The 14,693-nt window shown below is 73.1% G+C and carries 14 protein-coding genes and 1 riboswitch; of the genes, 9 read left to right on the top strand and 5 right to left on the bottom strand.

What is annotated here, in order from left to right; genetic code table 11:
- Position 1 precedes the first annotated feature (1 nt).
- A complete protein-coding gene (locus ACGFI8_RS27880) occupies positions 2-1,177 on the top strand; it encodes a sensor histidine kinase (protein WP_392809313.1) in 1,176 nt (391 codons plus the stop codon).
- Positions 1,174-1,779, top strand: coding sequence for a DNA-binding response regulator (locus ACGFI8_RS27875; protein WP_392809311.1), 606 nt, complete (start codon positions 1,174-1,176; stop codon positions 1,777-1,779). Before ACGFI8_RS27880 ends, ACGFI8_RS27875 begins: the two co-directional genes overlap by 4 nt.
- 373 nt (positions 1,780-2,152) lie before the next feature.
- Here ACGFI8_RS27875 and ACGFI8_RS27870 read toward each other — a convergent pair whose 3' ends face one another.
- The gene (locus tag ACGFI8_RS27870; RefSeq protein WP_392809309.1) at positions 2,153-2,854 is read right to left on the bottom strand and encodes an SDR family oxidoreductase; all 702 of its coding nucleotides are present in this window, start codon (positions 2,852-2,854) and stop codon (positions 2,153-2,155) included.
- Positions 2,855-2,940: 86 nt separating this feature from the next.
- On the opposite strand from ACGFI8_RS27870, the gene ACGFI8_RS27865 reads away from it, so the two are divergent.
- Positions 2,941-3,297, top strand: a complete 357-nt coding sequence (locus tag ACGFI8_RS27865) for a MerR family transcriptional regulator (RefSeq protein ID WP_392809307.1) — start codon at positions 2,941-2,943, stop codon at positions 3,295-3,297.
- A 113-nt stretch (positions 3,298-3,410) separates the two neighbouring features.
- Here the strand turns inward: ACGFI8_RS27865 and ACGFI8_RS27860 are convergent, their stop codons facing one another.
- Positions 3,411-4,043, bottom strand: coding sequence for a hypothetical protein (locus ACGFI8_RS27860; protein ID WP_392809305.1), 633 nt, complete (start codon positions 4,041-4,043; stop codon positions 3,411-3,413).
- A gap of 71 nt (positions 4,044-4,114) precedes the next feature.
- Between ACGFI8_RS27860 and ACGFI8_RS27855 the strand changes: the two genes are divergently transcribed.
- Positions 4,115-4,519, top strand: a complete 405-nt coding sequence (locus tag ACGFI8_RS27855; protein WP_392809303.1) for a RidA family protein — start codon at positions 4,115-4,117, stop codon at positions 4,517-4,519.
- A gap of 91 nt (positions 4,520-4,610) precedes the next feature.
- Here ACGFI8_RS27855 and ACGFI8_RS27850 read toward each other — a convergent pair whose 3' ends face one another.
- On the bottom strand, positions 4,611-5,219 hold the full coding sequence (locus ACGFI8_RS27850) for a hypothetical protein (protein WP_392809301.1): 609 nt from the start codon (positions 5,217-5,219) through the stop codon (positions 4,611-4,613).
- 74 nt (positions 5,220-5,293) lie between these two features.
- On the bottom strand, positions 5,294-6,517 hold the full coding sequence (locus ACGFI8_RS27845) for an MFS transporter (RefSeq protein WP_392809300.1): 1,224 nt from the start codon (positions 6,515-6,517) through the stop codon (positions 5,294-5,296).
- A 158-nt stretch (positions 6,518-6,675) separates the two neighbouring features.
- Here ACGFI8_RS27845 and ACGFI8_RS27840 point away from each other — a divergent pair, with 158 nt between their 5' ends.
- Genes ACGFI8_RS27840 through ACGFI8_RS27830 form a run of 3 tightly spaced genes read left to right on the top strand, consistent with a single transcriptional unit; the run spans position 6,676 to position 10,318 of the window.
- The gene (locus ACGFI8_RS27840; protein WP_392809299.1) at positions 6,676-7,116 is read left to right on the top strand and encodes a (2Fe-2S)-binding protein; all 441 of its coding nucleotides are present in this window, start codon (positions 6,676-6,678) and stop codon (positions 7,114-7,116) included.
- Complete coding sequence (locus tag ACGFI8_RS27835) at positions 7,113-8,114, top strand: FAD binding domain-containing protein (protein WP_392809297.1); 1,002 nt, start codon at positions 7,113-7,115, stop codon at positions 8,112-8,114. Before ACGFI8_RS27840 ends, ACGFI8_RS27835 begins: the two co-directional genes overlap by 4 nt.
- Positions 8,111-10,318, top strand: coding sequence for a xanthine dehydrogenase family protein molybdopterin-binding subunit (locus ACGFI8_RS27830; RefSeq protein WP_392809295.1), 2,208 nt, complete (start codon positions 8,111-8,113; stop codon positions 10,316-10,318). The genes ACGFI8_RS27835 and ACGFI8_RS27830 overlap by 4 nt, the downstream gene beginning before the upstream one ends.
- A 42-nt stretch (positions 10,319-10,360) precedes the next feature.
- Here ACGFI8_RS27830 and ACGFI8_RS27825 read toward each other — a convergent pair whose 3' ends face one another.
- The gene (locus ACGFI8_RS27825; RefSeq protein WP_392809294.1) at positions 10,361-11,908 is read right to left on the bottom strand and encodes an MFS transporter; all 1,548 of its coding nucleotides are present in this window, start codon (positions 11,906-11,908) and stop codon (positions 10,361-10,363) included.
- A 240-nt stretch (positions 11,909-12,148) separates the two neighbouring features.
- A riboswitch (cyclic di-AMP (ydaO/yuaA leader) is annotated at positions 12,149-12,287 on the top strand.
- A gap of 415 nt (positions 12,288-12,702) precedes the next feature.
- Between ACGFI8_RS27825 and ACGFI8_RS27820 the strand changes: the two genes are divergently transcribed.
- A complete protein-coding gene (locus ACGFI8_RS27820; protein ID WP_392809293.1) occupies positions 12,703-13,464 on the top strand; it encodes a C39 family peptidase in 762 nt (253 codons plus the stop codon).
- Between the two features lie 85 nt (positions 13,465-13,549).
- Entirely contained in the window at positions 13,550-14,683 is a 1,134-nt protein-coding gene (locus ACGFI8_RS27815) for a permease (RefSeq protein ID WP_392809291.1), read from the top strand.
- The last annotated feature ends 10 nt before the right edge of the window (positions 14,684-14,693 follow it).

Below are 14,693 nucleotides of genomic sequence, written 5' to 3'. Positions count from 1 at the left end.
CATGAGCGACTGGCCCGTGGTCAGCGCACGACGGTTCGAGACCTTCGTGCGCTGGTCCACGTACGCCGTCGTCACAACCCCGATTGTCACGCTGCTCAGCGGCCTGTTCGGGTCGGGGCTTCCCGTCGGCGAGCACCTCGTCACGATCATCGTGGCGACGGTGCTCGCCGCCCTGCTCGTCGTCGGCAACGTCCTCGTGAGCCGGCGGAGCGTCGACATGGTTGTCGGGCAGGAGCGCCGCCTGCCCGCGGCCGGCGTCGTCGCGTGGGCGGCGGTACTCGTGGCGACGGTCGCAGCGCTTCTCACCATCCCGGTGCCCGCGACGGGCGTCACGGTCGCCGCAGCGGTCGGATCGGCGGCCGCGAGCCTCGTGCCAGTGCTCGACGCACGCCGCACGCTGGCGCTGAATGCCGCCGTCATCGCGCTGGCGATTCCGTTCGCCGTGCTCGTCAGCCTCCCACTGCTCATCGTGAGCGTGCTGATCGTCAGCGTGGGGCTGTGGGCAGGCTGGTCGAGCGTGTGGACACTGCGGGTACTGATCGAGTTGCAGAGCGCGCATGTGGACCGTGCCGCGCTCGCCCTCGCCAACGAGCGGCTGCGCATCTCCCGCGATCTGCACGACGTCTTCGGCCGTACTCTCGCCACCATCGCGGTGAAGAGTGAGCTCGCCTCGGAACTCGTGCGCCGCGGGCGCGTCGAGCGCGCTGCTGACGAGATGGCCGAGGTCCGCCGGCTCGCGGGGGAGGCCGGAGCCGAGGTACGCCGGGTAGTCCGCGGGGAGCTGCAGACCACCTGGCAGGCGGAACTCGATGGTGCTCAGTCGCTGCTCGGTTCCGCAGGCATCCAGTGCATGGTCACCGGTGACCCGGTTCCTGCCGAAGCCGCCAACGCGCTGGCCTGGGTCGTGCGCGAGGGTGTCACGAACGTGCTGCGCCATTCCACGGCCACCCGGGTCACGATCGCCACCGCCGTCGAGGACGGCGAGGCCCAGCTCACCATCGCGAACGACGGCACCGCAACCGCGCCGCCAAGTTCCGCCGACCCGAACGCCGGAACCGGACTACGCGCGATGTCCGAGCGTATCCGCGCGCTCGGCGGGCGGACGGAGACGCGGCGTGACGGAGACTGGTTCCTGGTCGACGCCGTCGTCCCGCTCAAAGAGGGAGAGAGTCCATGATCCGCATCCTCGTCGCCGACGATGAGCATCTCATCCGCGACGCGATCGCGGGGCTCCTCGACCTCGAGGACGACCTCGAGGTCGTCGGCCACGCCGCGTCCGGCGCCGAGGCGCTCGCCGCCGCACTGCGCCTGAACCCGGACGTGGCCCTGCTCGACCTGCAGATGCCCGCGCCGGACGGCATCGAGGTCGCCCGCCGACTCACGGTCGAGCTGCCCGACTGCCGGGCCATCATCGTCACCTCGCACGGTCGCCCCGGCTACCTGAAGTCTGCGCTCGCCGCCGGCGTTCGCGGGTTTCTGCCGAAGACCGTGTCGTCACGCACACTCGCACAGGTGGTGCGCAAGGTCGCCGAGGGCGGACGCCACGTCGACCCCGAACTCGCCGCCGAGGCAATCGGCGCCGGCGACTCGCCCCTCACACCCCGCGAGGCCGACGTGCTCGCCCTGGCCCGAGATGGCGCACCCGTCAACGAGATCGCCCGGCGCGTCTCCCTCTCCCCGGGCACCGTACGCAACTATCTCGCCGCCGCGATCGCCAAGCTGCACGCCGCCAACCGCCACGAGGCCGCCCGGATCGCCGCCGAACACGGCTGGATCTAGGTTGAGCAGCCAGGCTTCGCGCACCTGCCGTTACGCGGCCGTGAAACCATGTGTCGTGTGATCGTCGCCGATGTTCGCGCCGATGCGTTGCTGCGCGCACGAGTGCGACGAGGTGGGGTGCGTTGACTGCGCGCCACCGGACCTGGGCAGCCTCGATGAGCTTGAACGCCATAGCTGGCCCGGCGGCCTTCGAGCCTGGGCCCTTGGTTCCTCCCGGCGTTGCACGGGTGGTCTTGAAGCGGTCGTTCGGGCGGAACCGGCGACGCTGCGGCCGTGAGTGAGGAGTGCCGTCGCCTGCCCGCCGAGCAGCCCGGCGGGTGTGATGCGGGCGTCTTCATCCAGCCGAAAGCCCTCTGGCCCTGGCCCGTTCGTATCAGGCCGCGGACGGGTACAGGGCGCGCACGTCACCGGAGAGGCCCGCTTTGAGGTATCGGGTGGGCTCGTCGAGAAGCACTTCCAGCGCCCTGGCTTCGATGCCGTCGAGTGCGGCCCGGGCGACGTCGGCGGGGTCGAGCTTGTCGACGTCGTGGCCCGCCATCGCGTCGGTGTCGACCGCGGCCATGTGCAGGCCGGTGACGAGGGTGCCCTGGCCGGCGAGCTCTATCCGGGCACTGTTGGTCAGCGCCCACTCGGCGGCTTTGGCGATCGAGTAGGAGTTCGCGGCGCCGCTGGAGAACCACGACAGGACCGATAGGACATTGAGGATGGCACCGCCACCGTTGCGCCCAAGGACGGGTCCGAACGCCCGGATCATTCGTAGCGTGCCCCAGAGGTGGGTGTCGAGTTCCTGTCGAATCTTGTCCAGGTCGCCGTCGATGACGTTCTGCCGCAGGGTGGTCCCGGCGTTGTTGATGAGCAGGGTGACGTCGGGAGCGGCCGTCGCTGCCGCTACGACTGATTCCGGGTCGGTGATGTCCAGCGGCAGCACTTTGACGCCGGGGATGTTGATGTTCTCGGGCTTGCGGGCGGTGGCGTACACGGTCGCCGCGCCGCGCTCGACCAGCTGGTGCACGAAATGCCGGCCGATGCCCCGGTTGGCGCCGGTGACCAGCGCGACCGAACCCTTGACGTCCATGTGAGCTCCCTAATGTCGGTGTCGCTACGCTAAAACTTCACGTCGGCGTGAGATTCAAGGCGACATGGGTCACAGGGGAGAGTGCGGTGCGTATCGGGGATCTGGCGGCAGCAGCCGGAGTCAGCACGCGCGCGCTGCGATACTACGAGGAGCAGGGGCTGTTGGCGCCGGCCCGTAGCGCCGGCGGGCATCGCTCCTATGGGCCGGACGCCGTAGAGCGCGTCCGGTGGATTCAGCGGTTGTTCGCCGCGGGCCTGAGCAGCAAGGCGATCTTGGGCTTGCCGCCCTGTGCCGCCTCAGACGCCGACGTCGACGCCATCCTCGACCGCCTCGTCGCCGAGCGTGGCCGCATCGATGCGCAGATCCAGGACTTGGCCGTGACCCGTGACAGCCTCGACGACCTGATTACGGCGGCCGAGCTTCAGCGGACGCGTCGCACCTAGGTTCTGTCTCGCGGATCTTGGCAGGCCACAGCCGCTCGGACAGCCCCGCGGCGCGTCGACCCCGGCTACGACACCGTCCGCATGCCCCGGAACGTCGCTGTCGAGTCAGGCCTTCAGCGGGTGCGGGCCGTGGCGAGCAGCACCGGGTCGGGTTGGTCCTTCCAGGTGGCCGTGAGCGTGAGGTCGCCGGGTGCGGTCCCGCCCAAGGTGCGCAGCGCGGTCAGCTCCACCGCGTCGGTGACGATGACCGCGGGATCGCCGCCGTCGACGCTCAGGATCTTCATCTTCGTGGCGGGAAGGGACGCCGCCGTTCCGCTGCCCTTGGCGACGGCGTGCGGCTCGCGGCGCTCGAGCCGGCCGTCGCCCATGTCGATCATCTCCTCCGCCTGGCCGCCGCCGGTCAGGACGGCGGCGGTCAGCGCCGCGGCGTAGACGGGGTCGCCGCACGCGTCGTACACCCAGCGGGTGCCGAGGACAGAGTGCTCGGTGGTGCCGAGCAGCCACGCCTCGGCACCGGGGAGCGGCGCGGCCCGGTACGTCAACGGTGTCTGCAGCAGCGGCCCGTCGCCGACCCGCACGACGATCGTCTCGATGCCGACCTCGCCGTCGGGGTCGTCGAACCGGAACGCCGTTACGCGCTCCGGTTCGGGCGCGGCCGGCCCGCGGTACCAGGACTGCTTCGGCAGCCACGCGGCGAGCAGCTCGAGCTTGCTCGGGCTCAGATCGGCTCGGTAGAGCAATGCCATGCCTCGATGCTAGAGGATTCAGGTCGGCCGCTTCGGTTGCTACGCCGTGAGGCCCAGCTATGTTGGACCGTGTGATCGAGCACTATCCACGGCCTGCTGGGCTGCCTGCGCCCAACGGTTACAGCCATGTGGTCGCCTTCGCCGGCCGCTGCGTCGCGGTCTCGGGGCAGGTACCGCTCGACGCCGACGGCAACGTGGTCGGGCCGGGCGACCCGGAGGCGCAGGCCGAGCAGGTGTTCCGAAACCTGGGCACCGCACTGGCGGCGGCGGGCGCCACGTTCGCCGACGTGGTGAAGCTGACGGTGTTCCTGACCGATCTGGCCGATCTGCCGGCGTTCCGGGCGGTTCGGGACCGGTACGTCAACGCGACCGCCCCGCCGGCGAGCTCGCTGGTGCGGGTGGTCGGGCTGGTCCACCCGGCGTTCCGGGTGGAGATCGACGCGCTGGCGGTCGTGGGCGATCACGACGGACGGTGACGGCCATCGCATCGAGGGTGAGGCGCCCCATCCGGTGGCATGGGATTCCGCCCCTGCGCTGAGCTGGGCGAACTGGTCTCACGAGATTCGTTCAGGGTCGCACCTGCACGAAGCGGGAGACCTTCGGGCTGTGCCCGCGGGCCGCCGCGAAGGCCCGCTCCTCGGCGTCCTCGCCGGCGACGTCCGCGAATCGCTCGCTCTTCCACGAGCAGTCGCAGATCGCCCGGTACCCGTCGGGATCCGCGGTGCTGGAGCAGAGCAGCCAGACGGTCACCCGGTGGCCGCCGCGGTCGAGGCGGCCGGTGAGCCACAGCAGCGCCCCCACGAAAAAGGCGAGCGATCCGCCCGCCACGGCTGCCGCGACCGGGAGCGCCTCGCTGTCCGACAGTAGCTGGCCGTGCCTGCCCGGCACACCGAACGCGGCCGATGCGGCGCCGAGGACCGGAACGGACCAGGTCACCAGGGTCTGGCGGTTCTCCGCTGACCACATCGCGAGTCCACCGGCGGCCAGGCCGACCAGCAGGCCGCCCACCATCCACCACCAGCCGTCGTCGACGTCGTTGCTCAGCCACAGCGCGCGGATGCCGGCCAGGCCGGCAGCCGGGGGGAGCGCAGCGAGCAGGAAGTATGCCCACGGCGGAGGCGGCGCCGGGCGCACCGGCTGCTCCGGATGGTCACGTCGATGCCGCTTGCGGGCCATGGCCCGATGGTGGCACCGCAGCGCAACTGCCGCCGCGCTCACACCGGCGCGCGTGGGGCGCGTTGTCCAAGGCGTCAGCCGTGCGGTACCGGATCCGCGGGGGCGCCCGGCCGGGGCAGCACGGCGAGGACGGCCAAGACCGGGACCGCCGCGAACAGCGTGGCCGTGAGGCCGAAGAGCTCCGCGGCCCAGCCGATCAGGGCCGGGCCGAACAGCAGCCCCGCGTACGTGAAGGTGGTGAGGCGGGAGACCAGGGTGGCGGTCGCGGCGCCGGGCAGGCGACCGACCGCGCTGAAGGTGAGCGGCAGCAGCACCGACGCGCCCACGCCGGCGAGGGCGAAGCCGCCCACGGCGACCATCGGCGGCGGCGCCAGCACCGCCACCGCGAAGCCGCCGGCCGCGACCGACGCGCCGATGCGGAACAGCAGGCCCGGCCCCAGCCGCCCGGAGAGGCGGTCGCCGACCAGCCGGCCGCCGGTCTGGCCGGCGGTGTAGGCGGTGACCGCGGTGGCGGCGACGCTCAGGGAGGCGCCCCGGCCGTCGTGCAGGAAGATGCCGCCCCAGCCGAGGGCGGCGCCCTCGCAGACCATCAGGGCCGTGCCGGTCAGGCCCAGCACGAGCAGCGCGCGGCTCCAGCCGTGCCGCCATCCGGGACCGGCGGGGCTCTCCTGGTGTGCGAGGTGGGCCGTGGCGTCGTCGCGGTCCCCGTCCGCCGCCGGCAGCCGGGGGGTGACCAGCAGCCCGGCGGCGAGCAGTACCGCGGCGGCGACGGCGAGGTGGGCCGACAGCGCGACGCCCGCGGCGGCCAGGGCGGCGGTGACGACCGAGGCGACGACCGCGCTGACGCTCCAGGCGGCGTGGCAGCCGTTGAGGATGGGGCGCCCGATCAGCCGCTCGACGCTGACCGCGCCGGCGTTCATGGCCACGTCGGTGGTGCCGTGGACGGCGCCCAGCGCAGCGGCGGCGACGGCGAATCCCCACCGGCCCGGCGCCACGGCGGTGCCGGCCAGCAGCAGCGGCATGACGACCAGCGTCACGCGCAGCACGGCCCGGCTGCCGAGCCGGGCCACCATCGGCCCGGCCAGCTGCATGCAGGCCAGCGCGGCGACCGCGAACAGCATGCCGGTGAACCCGAACCGGCCGTCCGTGAGGTGGTACGCGCTCTTCAGCGAGGGCGCCCGGACGATGTACGTCGACAGCGTGAGCCCGTTGATGAAGAACACGGCGGTGACGGGCCATCGGCTCGGCACGGCCCGGACGGCGGGCCGGTCGACCGCGTGCTGGTCGTGGACGGTCATGGGCGGCCTCTCGTGGTAGGGGTGGACCCGGACGGGCCCATCTCTACGACGAACGGCGCCGCGCCGATCGGACGGCGCCCGGCCCGCCGGGGCCGCGGGGTGACGGTTTACGCGTCGTGGCCCCGGGTAGGCCCACGCCCGCTATGAACGAGATCACCATGAACGCGAGCGTCAACGGCCGGGCCGAGCAGCTGCGGCTCGACGCCGGGGTGACGCTGCTCGACGCGCTGCGTGACCGGCTCGGGCTGACCGGCACGAAGAAGGGCTGCGACCAGGGCGCCTGCGGGGCGTGCACGGTCCTGCTCGACGGGCGGCGGGTGCTGTCCTGCCTCACCCTCGCCGCGCAGGCCGACGGCCGGGAGGTGCTCACCGTCGAGGGGCTCGGCGGCGGCCACCCGATCCAGGAGGCGTTCCTGCGGCACGACGCACTCCAGTGCGGCTACTGCACGCCCGGGCAGGTGCTGTCCGCGGTGGCCCTGCTCGACGAGGGCCGGGCCGGCACCGACGACGAGATCCGGGAGTTCATGAGCGGCAACCTGTGCCGCTGCGGCGCCTACCCGAACATCGTCGCCGCGATCCGGGAGGTGGCCGGGCGATGACGTTCACCTACACGCTCGCGCCCGACCCGGAGGCCGCGATCGCCGCGGTCAGCGCCGACCCCGGCGCCGCCTTCGTCGCCGGCGGCACGACCCAGGTCGACCTCATGCTCAAGGACGGCGTCGTCGCGCCCCGGCGGCTCATCGACATCAGCCGCCTGCCGCTGTCCGGCATCGCCGTCGACCACACCGCGCTGCGGGTCGGGGCGACCACCACCATGGCGCAGATGGCCGCCGACGAGAGCGTCGGCCGCCTGCTGCCGCTGGTCCGCGACGCGCTGCTGCTGGGCGCCTCGCCGCAGCTGCGCAACATGGCGACGATCGGGGGGAACCTGCTGCAGCGCACCCGGTGCCGGTACTTCCGCGATCTCGCCGTCGACCACTGCAACAAGCGCCTGCCGGGCAGCGGCTGCGCCGCCGTGGAGGGCGTCGCCCGCATGCACGCGATCCTCGGCGCGTCGCCGTCCTGCATCGCGCTGCACGCGTCGGATCTCGCGGTACCGCTGACCGCCCTCGGATCGATCGTGCACCTGCGCTCCGACCGGGGCGCGCGCACCGTCCCGCTGACCGAGCTGTACCGCCTGGCGGGCGACACGCCGCACCGCGAGCACGTCCTGCGCCACGGCGAGCTGATCACCGAGGTCGAGATACCGCTGCTGCCGCCGCGGGCCCGCACCACCTACCTGAAGGTTCGCGACCGCGCCTCCTACGAGTTTGCGCTCGCCTCGGCCGCGGTCGCGACCGTCGTCGAGGACGGGGTCATCGTCTCGGCCCGCATTGCGCTCGGCGGCGTCGGCACCGTGCCGTGGCGGGCCTGGGCCGCCGAGGAGCTCCTGCGCGACGCGCCGGTCGGCGACGTCACCTTCCGCGCCGCCGCCGACGCCGCGGTCCAGCGGCCGTTCACCGTGCCCGGCACCGAGTTCAAGGTCGAGCTGGCCAAGCGCGTCCTCGTCCGGGCGCTGCGCACCACCACCGGACCCACCGCGGGGGCGGCGTCGTGACCACCATCGAACGCGCCACGCTCGGCGCCGGCGTCGATCGGGTCGACGGCGCGCAGAAGGCGTCCGGGACCGCGCCCTACCCCGGCGACGTCACCTATCCCGGGCTCGTTCACGCCGCCCTGGTCCGCAGCACGATCGCGGCCGGGCACATCACCGGGTTCGACACTTCGGGGGCCGAGGCGGTGCCCGGCGTCATCGCCGTCGTCACGACCGACACCGCGCCGCGCATCGAGCGCGGGCCGGACACCGGCCTCTGGCGCCAGCCGCCCCCGCCGCTGCAGCGGCGGGAGATCGTCCACCATGGACAGTACGTCGCGATGGTCGTCGCCGACACGTTCGAGCAGGCGAGCGAGGCGGCCCGCCTGGTCGACGTGGACTACGCGCCCGCCGATGCCGTGCTGGCCCTCGACGACCCGCGCGCCGTGACCGTCGAGGACCCCTACGGCAGCGACCACACCCGCGGTGACTCCGCCGCCGGCCTCGCCGCCGCCGACGCGGTCGTCGACGCCGAATACACCACGCCCGACGAGACGAACAACCCGATGGGCCTGTTCACGACCGTCGCCGCGTGGGACGGCGAGCGGCTCACCGTCCACGACTCGACGCAGTGGCCCGACGCCACCCGCGCGGCCCTCGCCGCCGCGTTCGGCGTGCCGGAGACCGGCGTTCGGGTCCTCGCCCCGTTCGTGGGCGGCGCGTTCGGCGCCGGCCTGCGGGTCTGGCCGCACGTCATCCTCGCCGCGATGGCCGCCCGCGTCGTCGGCCGCCCGGTCAAGCTTGTGCTGACCCGCCCGCAGATGTTCACCGGCATCGGCCACCGGCCGGCGACCGTGCAGCGGATCCGGATCGGCGCCCGCCGCGACGGCACCCTCACCGCCATCGAGCACGAGTCGGTGCAGACGGCCGCCGTCGACGACGACAACATCGCCGAGCCCGTGACCACCGTCTCCGCGGTCGGCTACGACTGCCCGAACGTCACCACCCGCGACCGGCTGTGCCGGCTCAACATCCCGGTGCCGACGTCGATGCGCGGCCCCGGCGACGCGCAGGGCCACTTCGCCCTGGAGTGCGCCCTCGACGAGCTCGCCTACGCCCTCGGTATCGACCCGCTGGAGCTGCGGCTGCGCAACTACACCGGTGAGCACCCGCAGCTGCGGCTGCCGTGGTCGAGCAAGGCCCTGCGCGAGTGCTACGAGCTCGGCGCGGAGCGGTTCGGCTGGTGGAACCGCGACCCGGCGCCCCGCTCGACCCGCCGCGGCGACACGCTCGTGGGCTACGGCATGGCCGGCGTCAGCTTCTTCTGGTTCCAGCAGCCGTGCGACGCCCGCGCCACGATCGACCGGGAGGGCCGCGCGTACGTGAGCAGCGCCGCCACCGACATCGGCACCGGGACGTACACGGTGATGACCCAGCTGGGCGCCGAGCGCCTCGGCCTGCGGGTCGACCAGGTCCGCATGGGCCTCGGCGACACCGACCTGCCGGCCGCGCCGATGCAGGGCGGCTCCGGCATGACCGCGTCGCTCGGCAGCGCGATCCACGCCGCCGGCCGCAACCTCATCCAGGCGTTCCTCGACCTCGTCGCCGACGACATCGCCTCGCCGCTGCGCGGCCTCACCGCCGCCGACGTGGTCGCCGTCGACGGGCGGCTGCAGCGCCGCGACGACCCTTCCAGCGGCGAGTCGTACCGCGAGATCCTCGAACGCCACGACCTGCCGGAGCTGACCGCCGACGGGTCCGCCGTGCCCGCCAAGCCGGAGGAGCTCGGCATGGCACCGGCCGGCCCGTTCGCCGCCCGCTTCGCCGAGGTCCACGTCGACGCCGACCTCGGCCGCATCCGCGTGGCCCGGCTGGTGTCGGTGGTCGACGCCGGCCGCATCCTCAACCGGAAGACGGCCCACAGCCAGATCATCGGCGGCGCCGTCGGCGGCATCGGCATGGCGCTGCTGGAGGAGACCGTCACCGACCCCGCGACCGGCCGGGTCGTCAACGCCACCTTCGGCGACTACCTGATCGCGGTCAACGCCGACGTGCCCGACCTCGACGTGTCCTTCGTCGGCGAGCCGGACCGGTTCAACCCCGTCGGCGTCAAGGGCGTCGGCGAGATCGGCCTGGTCGGCGTGGCCCCGGCGATCGCCAACGCGGTCTTCCACGCCACCGGCCGCCGCATCCGGGGCCTCCCGCTGACGCTGGACAAGCTCCTCTGACGCTCGATCCGGATGCGGCGGCCGGCGCCGTGGCGCGCCGGCCTATCCGGCGGTGGACGGGCCCGGCCTGAGCATGGTGACCAGCACCGGTGCGGTGCGCATCGCGGCCGGTACGGCGGCGCTGGTGCCCGGACGGGTCCGCCGTCCCGCGGGACGGGCCGGGGGGCGCCCGTCGTGCCGCGGCGTGGTGGCCAGCCGGGCCGGCCGGGCCGCCGGGTGGTGTGTGACATCGTTCCAGGACGGCAGCGCGAGCGGCCGGCGCGGCGCCTCCGCCTCGGGGCTCGGCTGTGCAGGGCTCGCGTGTTCGGGGCTCGGCCGTCCGGGGCTCTGGCCGTGCTCGTGCAGCGGCCATCCGCGCCCGGCCAGCGCCGCGACGCCGAGGCCGGCCGCGGCCAGCAGCAGCGCCCACTGCAGGCCGAGGCGGTGCGCGCAGCAACCCCAGCCCACCGCGCCGATGCCCTGCCCACCGAAGAGCACGACCTGGTAGAACGCCAGCCCGCGCGCCCGGACGTGTTCGGGCAGGTAGCTCTCGATCGCCGAGTTGGTGCAGGCCAGGGCGACCACCCAGGCCGCGCCGGCGGCGATGAGCACGGCGGCGACGGTGACCGGGTTGCGGCTGACCGCCACGATCACCAGCGCCACCAGGAACACGCCGGCTGCGGCCGCCATGCGGTCCCGGGCGGGCAGCGCGCGCAGCCGCGGCTGGACGATCGCGCCGGCCACGGCGCCGGCGCCGAGCGCGCCGAGCAGCATGCCGCATCCGCTGACGCCGAGGCCGAGCCGGTTGGCCGCCAGTAGCGGCAGCAGCGCCAGCAGCGCCGAGCCGGGCAGCAGGAACAGCAGCGCGTGCCCGAGGATCCGGCGTACGACGGGTGTGCTGCGAACGTATCGCCATCCGGCACCGAGCGCCGCGCCGAAGGGCTCCGTGCAGCGCGGCGCGGACGGGCGCTCGGGACGCCAGGCGACCAGCACCGCGACGAACGCGATGACGGTCACGGCGTGCAGCGCGAACACGGCCGACGCGCCGGCCCGTGCGATGAGGATGCCGGCGGTGGCGGGGCCGGCGGCCCGGGTGACGTTGGTGCTGATTGCCCCGAGCGCCGAGGCGTGCGGCAGGTGCCGGCGCTCGACCAGCTCCGGGGTCAGCGACCCGAACGCGGGCATCGTGAAGGCCGCACCCACGCCGAGGGCGCACTGCAGCGCGAGCAGCGCCGTCGGCTGCATCCGCCCATCCATGGCCAGCGCCGCGAGCAGCAGGCCGACGAGGGCGGTGCCGAGCTGGACCCGGATGAGCAGGCGCCTGCGGTCCACCAGGTCGGCCAGCACGCCGGCCGGCAGGCCGAGCACCAGGATGGGCAGCATGCCCGCCGCCTGTACCAGCGTGACGAGGATGTCGGCGGCCGTGTGCCGCCCCTGCGCGCCGGCGCCGCCGGCGGCGAGCCACTGGGCGCCCACGACCTGCATCGCCATGCCGGCGTTGGCGGCGGACATGGCGAGCCACAGTGCGCGGAAGGAGCGGGAGCGCAGCGGTGCCCAGGGGGAGTTGGAGTGGGTGGCGTCCAGGCGCGTGGTCGAAGACCGGGAACTCACGGTGACGAGAAACCTTCTCGGGCCGGGGTTGATGCAGACCAGTGTTTCTGAATGCGCACAAGCCGGACATCGCTGCCACCGGCCGTCCGGGCGGCCCGGCTACCCGCATGCCGCTATACCGGCTGGCAGGTACGCCGGCGGTGTCCGTTTGCAGGATCCGGTTGAACGCTTGGCAACCCCGGTACCGGCCAGTAGGGTCAGGCGGTCCGAGCCGGTCCTCTGCCATGTCGAGATGGCGCCGGGGCGGACCCGCCGAGTCGTGCGAACGAGCCGGGGACCCACGTAGTCCCGGGGTGAATCCGCGGGCGTCACCGCCTGCGGTAGGGCACTTCCAGCCCGAATCCGTCAGCTAACCCGGTAGGCGGCATCGGAAGGAGACTTCAACGGTGTACGACCTCTGGTATGGCGCGCCCCCTGGCCGCGGCACCCGCACGGCCCCCCGGCGGGACACCACCGCCCGGTAGGACATCGGGCAGCACGAGGCCGTTCCGGCCCGGCTGCCAGGCACTGCTCGACGGCTGAGGTCAGACCCCGTCTCCGGACCCCTCCTCGCACCGCTCGCGGCGACACCGCCGCGACCCGCGGCCGTACCGCCGCGCGAAGCGGGCGTCTGACGCTGCCGCGATGCCGCCTCTCGAAGAGCCACAACCCTTGCGCGTTCCCGTCGCGCGCCGGCACGCCCGGTACGGCATCGCCGTGCGGGCCGCCTTCGCGTGCCCTCGTGCCGGTCCGTGCGGCGAACGCCGTGGCTCCAGCGTCGCCATTCGAAGGAACACCCTGCTTTGGAGTATCACATGCGTCACCGATCGATTCGTCCTTTGCTCAACCGCGCCACCTCCCATCGCCTGTATCCGGCGATGCTGGGCTCGGCCGCCGCGATCGTGGCGGCCGTCACCACCGGAGTGCTGTTCAACCAGACCGAGGCACCGGCCGGGGCCCATGACACCGCGGTCGTCGCCATGGGGGCCGCGGACGGGAACAACCGGCCCGTACTGGACGCCGCGCCGGCGAGCCCGGCACCGGTGAGCGCGGCCCCCGAGGCGCCGGCGGAGAAGGTCCTGCAGTACGACTTCCAGTTCCAGCCGAACTACTACTACTGCGGGCCCGCCTCCACCCGCATCGCGCTGACCTCGGACGGCGTCACCCTGTCCCAGGACGAGATCGCGAGGCAGCTCGGCACCACGACCAGCGGCACCAACTCGGCCGCCGAGACCACGCGGGTGCTTAACAACGCGCTGGGCAAGGACGTGTACCAGACCCGATGGATCCCGGGCCAGAAAGCGACGCCCGAGGAGGCCGCGCGCGTGCAGGACGACGTCGTGCGGGCCATCAGCGGTGACCGCGCGATCGTGGCGAACATCGTCGGCGGGGCGACGGACGCGGTCGGCGTCTATCACGAGTTCTCGGGCGGCCACTTCATCTCGATCGTCGGCTACCGCGACAACGGCCGCGCCGTCCAGGTCGCCGACCCGTCCGGCATGTTCGGCCCGCGGACGTACTGGATGGCGACCAGCAACATGGCCAACTGGATCGCGGCTCGCGGCTACTCCGCGTGAGCATCGCGTAGTGCACCGGAGGGCCGGCTCGACGAGCCGGCCCTCCCATGGTGTCAGGCGGCGTCGCGTGGATAGGTGCACGGTCGTGCATCGGCTGTGGCAGGCGCTGGCCATCGCGGGCTCCATGACGTGGGAGATCCTGTGGGCGCTGATCCTCGGCTTCGCCCTGTCCGCGGTGGTCCAGGCGGTGGTGCGCCGGGAGAGCGTGGTGCGTGCGCTCGGCGGCGACGGCCCGTCGGCGCTGGCCCGCGCGACCGGTCTGGGGATCGCGTCGTCGTCGTGCTCCTACGCATCGGTCGCCCTGGCCCGGTCGCTGCTGCGCAAGGGGGCGAGCTTCACCGCGGCGATGACGTTCGAGATCGCCTCCACCAACCTCGTCGTGGAGCTGGGCATCATCCTCGCGCTGCTGATGGGCTGGCAGTTCACCCTCGCCGAGTTCGTCGGCGGCCCGATCATGATCGTGCTCATCGCCGTGCTGTTCCGCGTCTTCCTGCGCGAGCGCCTGGTCGCCGACGCCCTCGACCAGGCGAACAAGGGGGTGGCCGGGTCGATGGAGGGCCACGCCGCGATGGACATGTCCGTCACCGGCGGCGGCTCGTTCCGCCGGCGGCTGACCTCCGCGCGCGGGTTCACGGCGGTGTCGCACATCTTCGTCATGGAGTGGGCGGCGATCTGGCGCGACATCGCCGCCGGGCTGCTCATCACCGGCGCCCTCGCCGCATGGGTACCGGCGTCGTTCTGGCAGGCGTTCTTCTTCACCGGCCACCCGGCCTGGTCGGCGCTGTGGGGACCCCTCATCGGCCCGATCGTCGCGGTGGTCAGCTTCGTGTGCTCGATCGGCAACGTGCCCCTGGCCGCGGTGCTGTGGAACGGCGGCATCAGCTTCGGCGGCGTGATCGCGTTCCTCTTCGCCGACCTGATCATCCTGCCGATCCTCAACATCTACCGGAAGTACTACGGCTGGCGGATGGCGGGCTTCATCGCGCTCACCTTCTACGCCGCCATGGTCCTGGCCGGATACACCGTCGAGCTCGTGTTCGGCCCGCTGCGCCTGGTCCCCGCCGAGCGCGACGCCGACGTGCTGGAGGCGCACATCGCCTGGAACTACACCACCTGGCTCAACCTCGTGTTCCTCGCCGTGGCCGCGGTACTGCTCATCCGCTTCCTGCGCACCGGCGGCCCGGCGATGCTGCGCAGGATGGGCGGCGGCCCACCCTGACGCCCCGCAC

The organism is Dactylosporangium sp. NPDC048998 (genome assembly GCF_043197855.1).
Classification (GTDB): domain Bacteria; phylum Actinomycetota; class Actinomycetes; order Mycobacteriales; family Micromonosporaceae; genus Dactylosporangium.
This window is presented reverse-complemented; position numbering and strand designations above follow the sequence as displayed.

What these genes read in the sequence shown, in the direction of transcription:
- ACGFI8_RS27880 (WP_392809313.1), top strand. Translation starts at nt 2, where the DNA reads ATGAGCGACTGGCCCGTGGTCAGCGCACGACGGTTCGAGACCTTCGTG.
- ACGFI8_RS27875 (WP_392809311.1), top strand. Translation starts at nt 1,174, where the DNA reads ATGATCCGCATCCTCGTCGCCGACGATGAGCATCTCATCCGCGACGCG.
- ACGFI8_RS27870 (WP_392809309.1), bottom strand. Translation starts at nt 2,854, where the DNA reads ATGGACGTCAAGGGTTCGGTCGCGCTGGTCACCGGCGCCAACCGGGGC.
- ACGFI8_RS27860 (WP_392809305.1), bottom strand. Translation starts at nt 4,043, where the DNA reads ATGGCATTGCTCTACCGAGCCGATCTGAGCCCGAGCAAGCTCGAGCTG.
- ACGFI8_RS27850 (WP_392809301.1), bottom strand. Translation starts at nt 5,219, where the DNA reads ATGGCCCGCAAGCGGCATCGACGTGACCATCCGGAGCAGCCGGTGCGC.
- ACGFI8_RS27845 (WP_392809300.1), bottom strand. Translation starts at nt 6,517, where the DNA reads ATGACCGTCCACGACCAGCACGCGGTCGACCGGCCCGCCGTCCGGGCC.
- ACGFI8_RS27840 (WP_392809299.1), top strand. Translation starts at nt 6,676, where the DNA reads ATGAACGCGAGCGTCAACGGCCGGGCCGAGCAGCTGCGGCTCGACGCC.
- ACGFI8_RS27835 (WP_392809297.1), top strand. Translation starts at nt 7,113, where the DNA reads ATGACGTTCACCTACACGCTCGCGCCCGACCCGGAGGCCGCGATCGCC.
- ACGFI8_RS27820 (WP_392809293.1), top strand. Translation starts at nt 12,703, where the DNA reads ATGCGTCACCGATCGATTCGTCCTTTGCTCAACCGCGCCACCTCCCAT.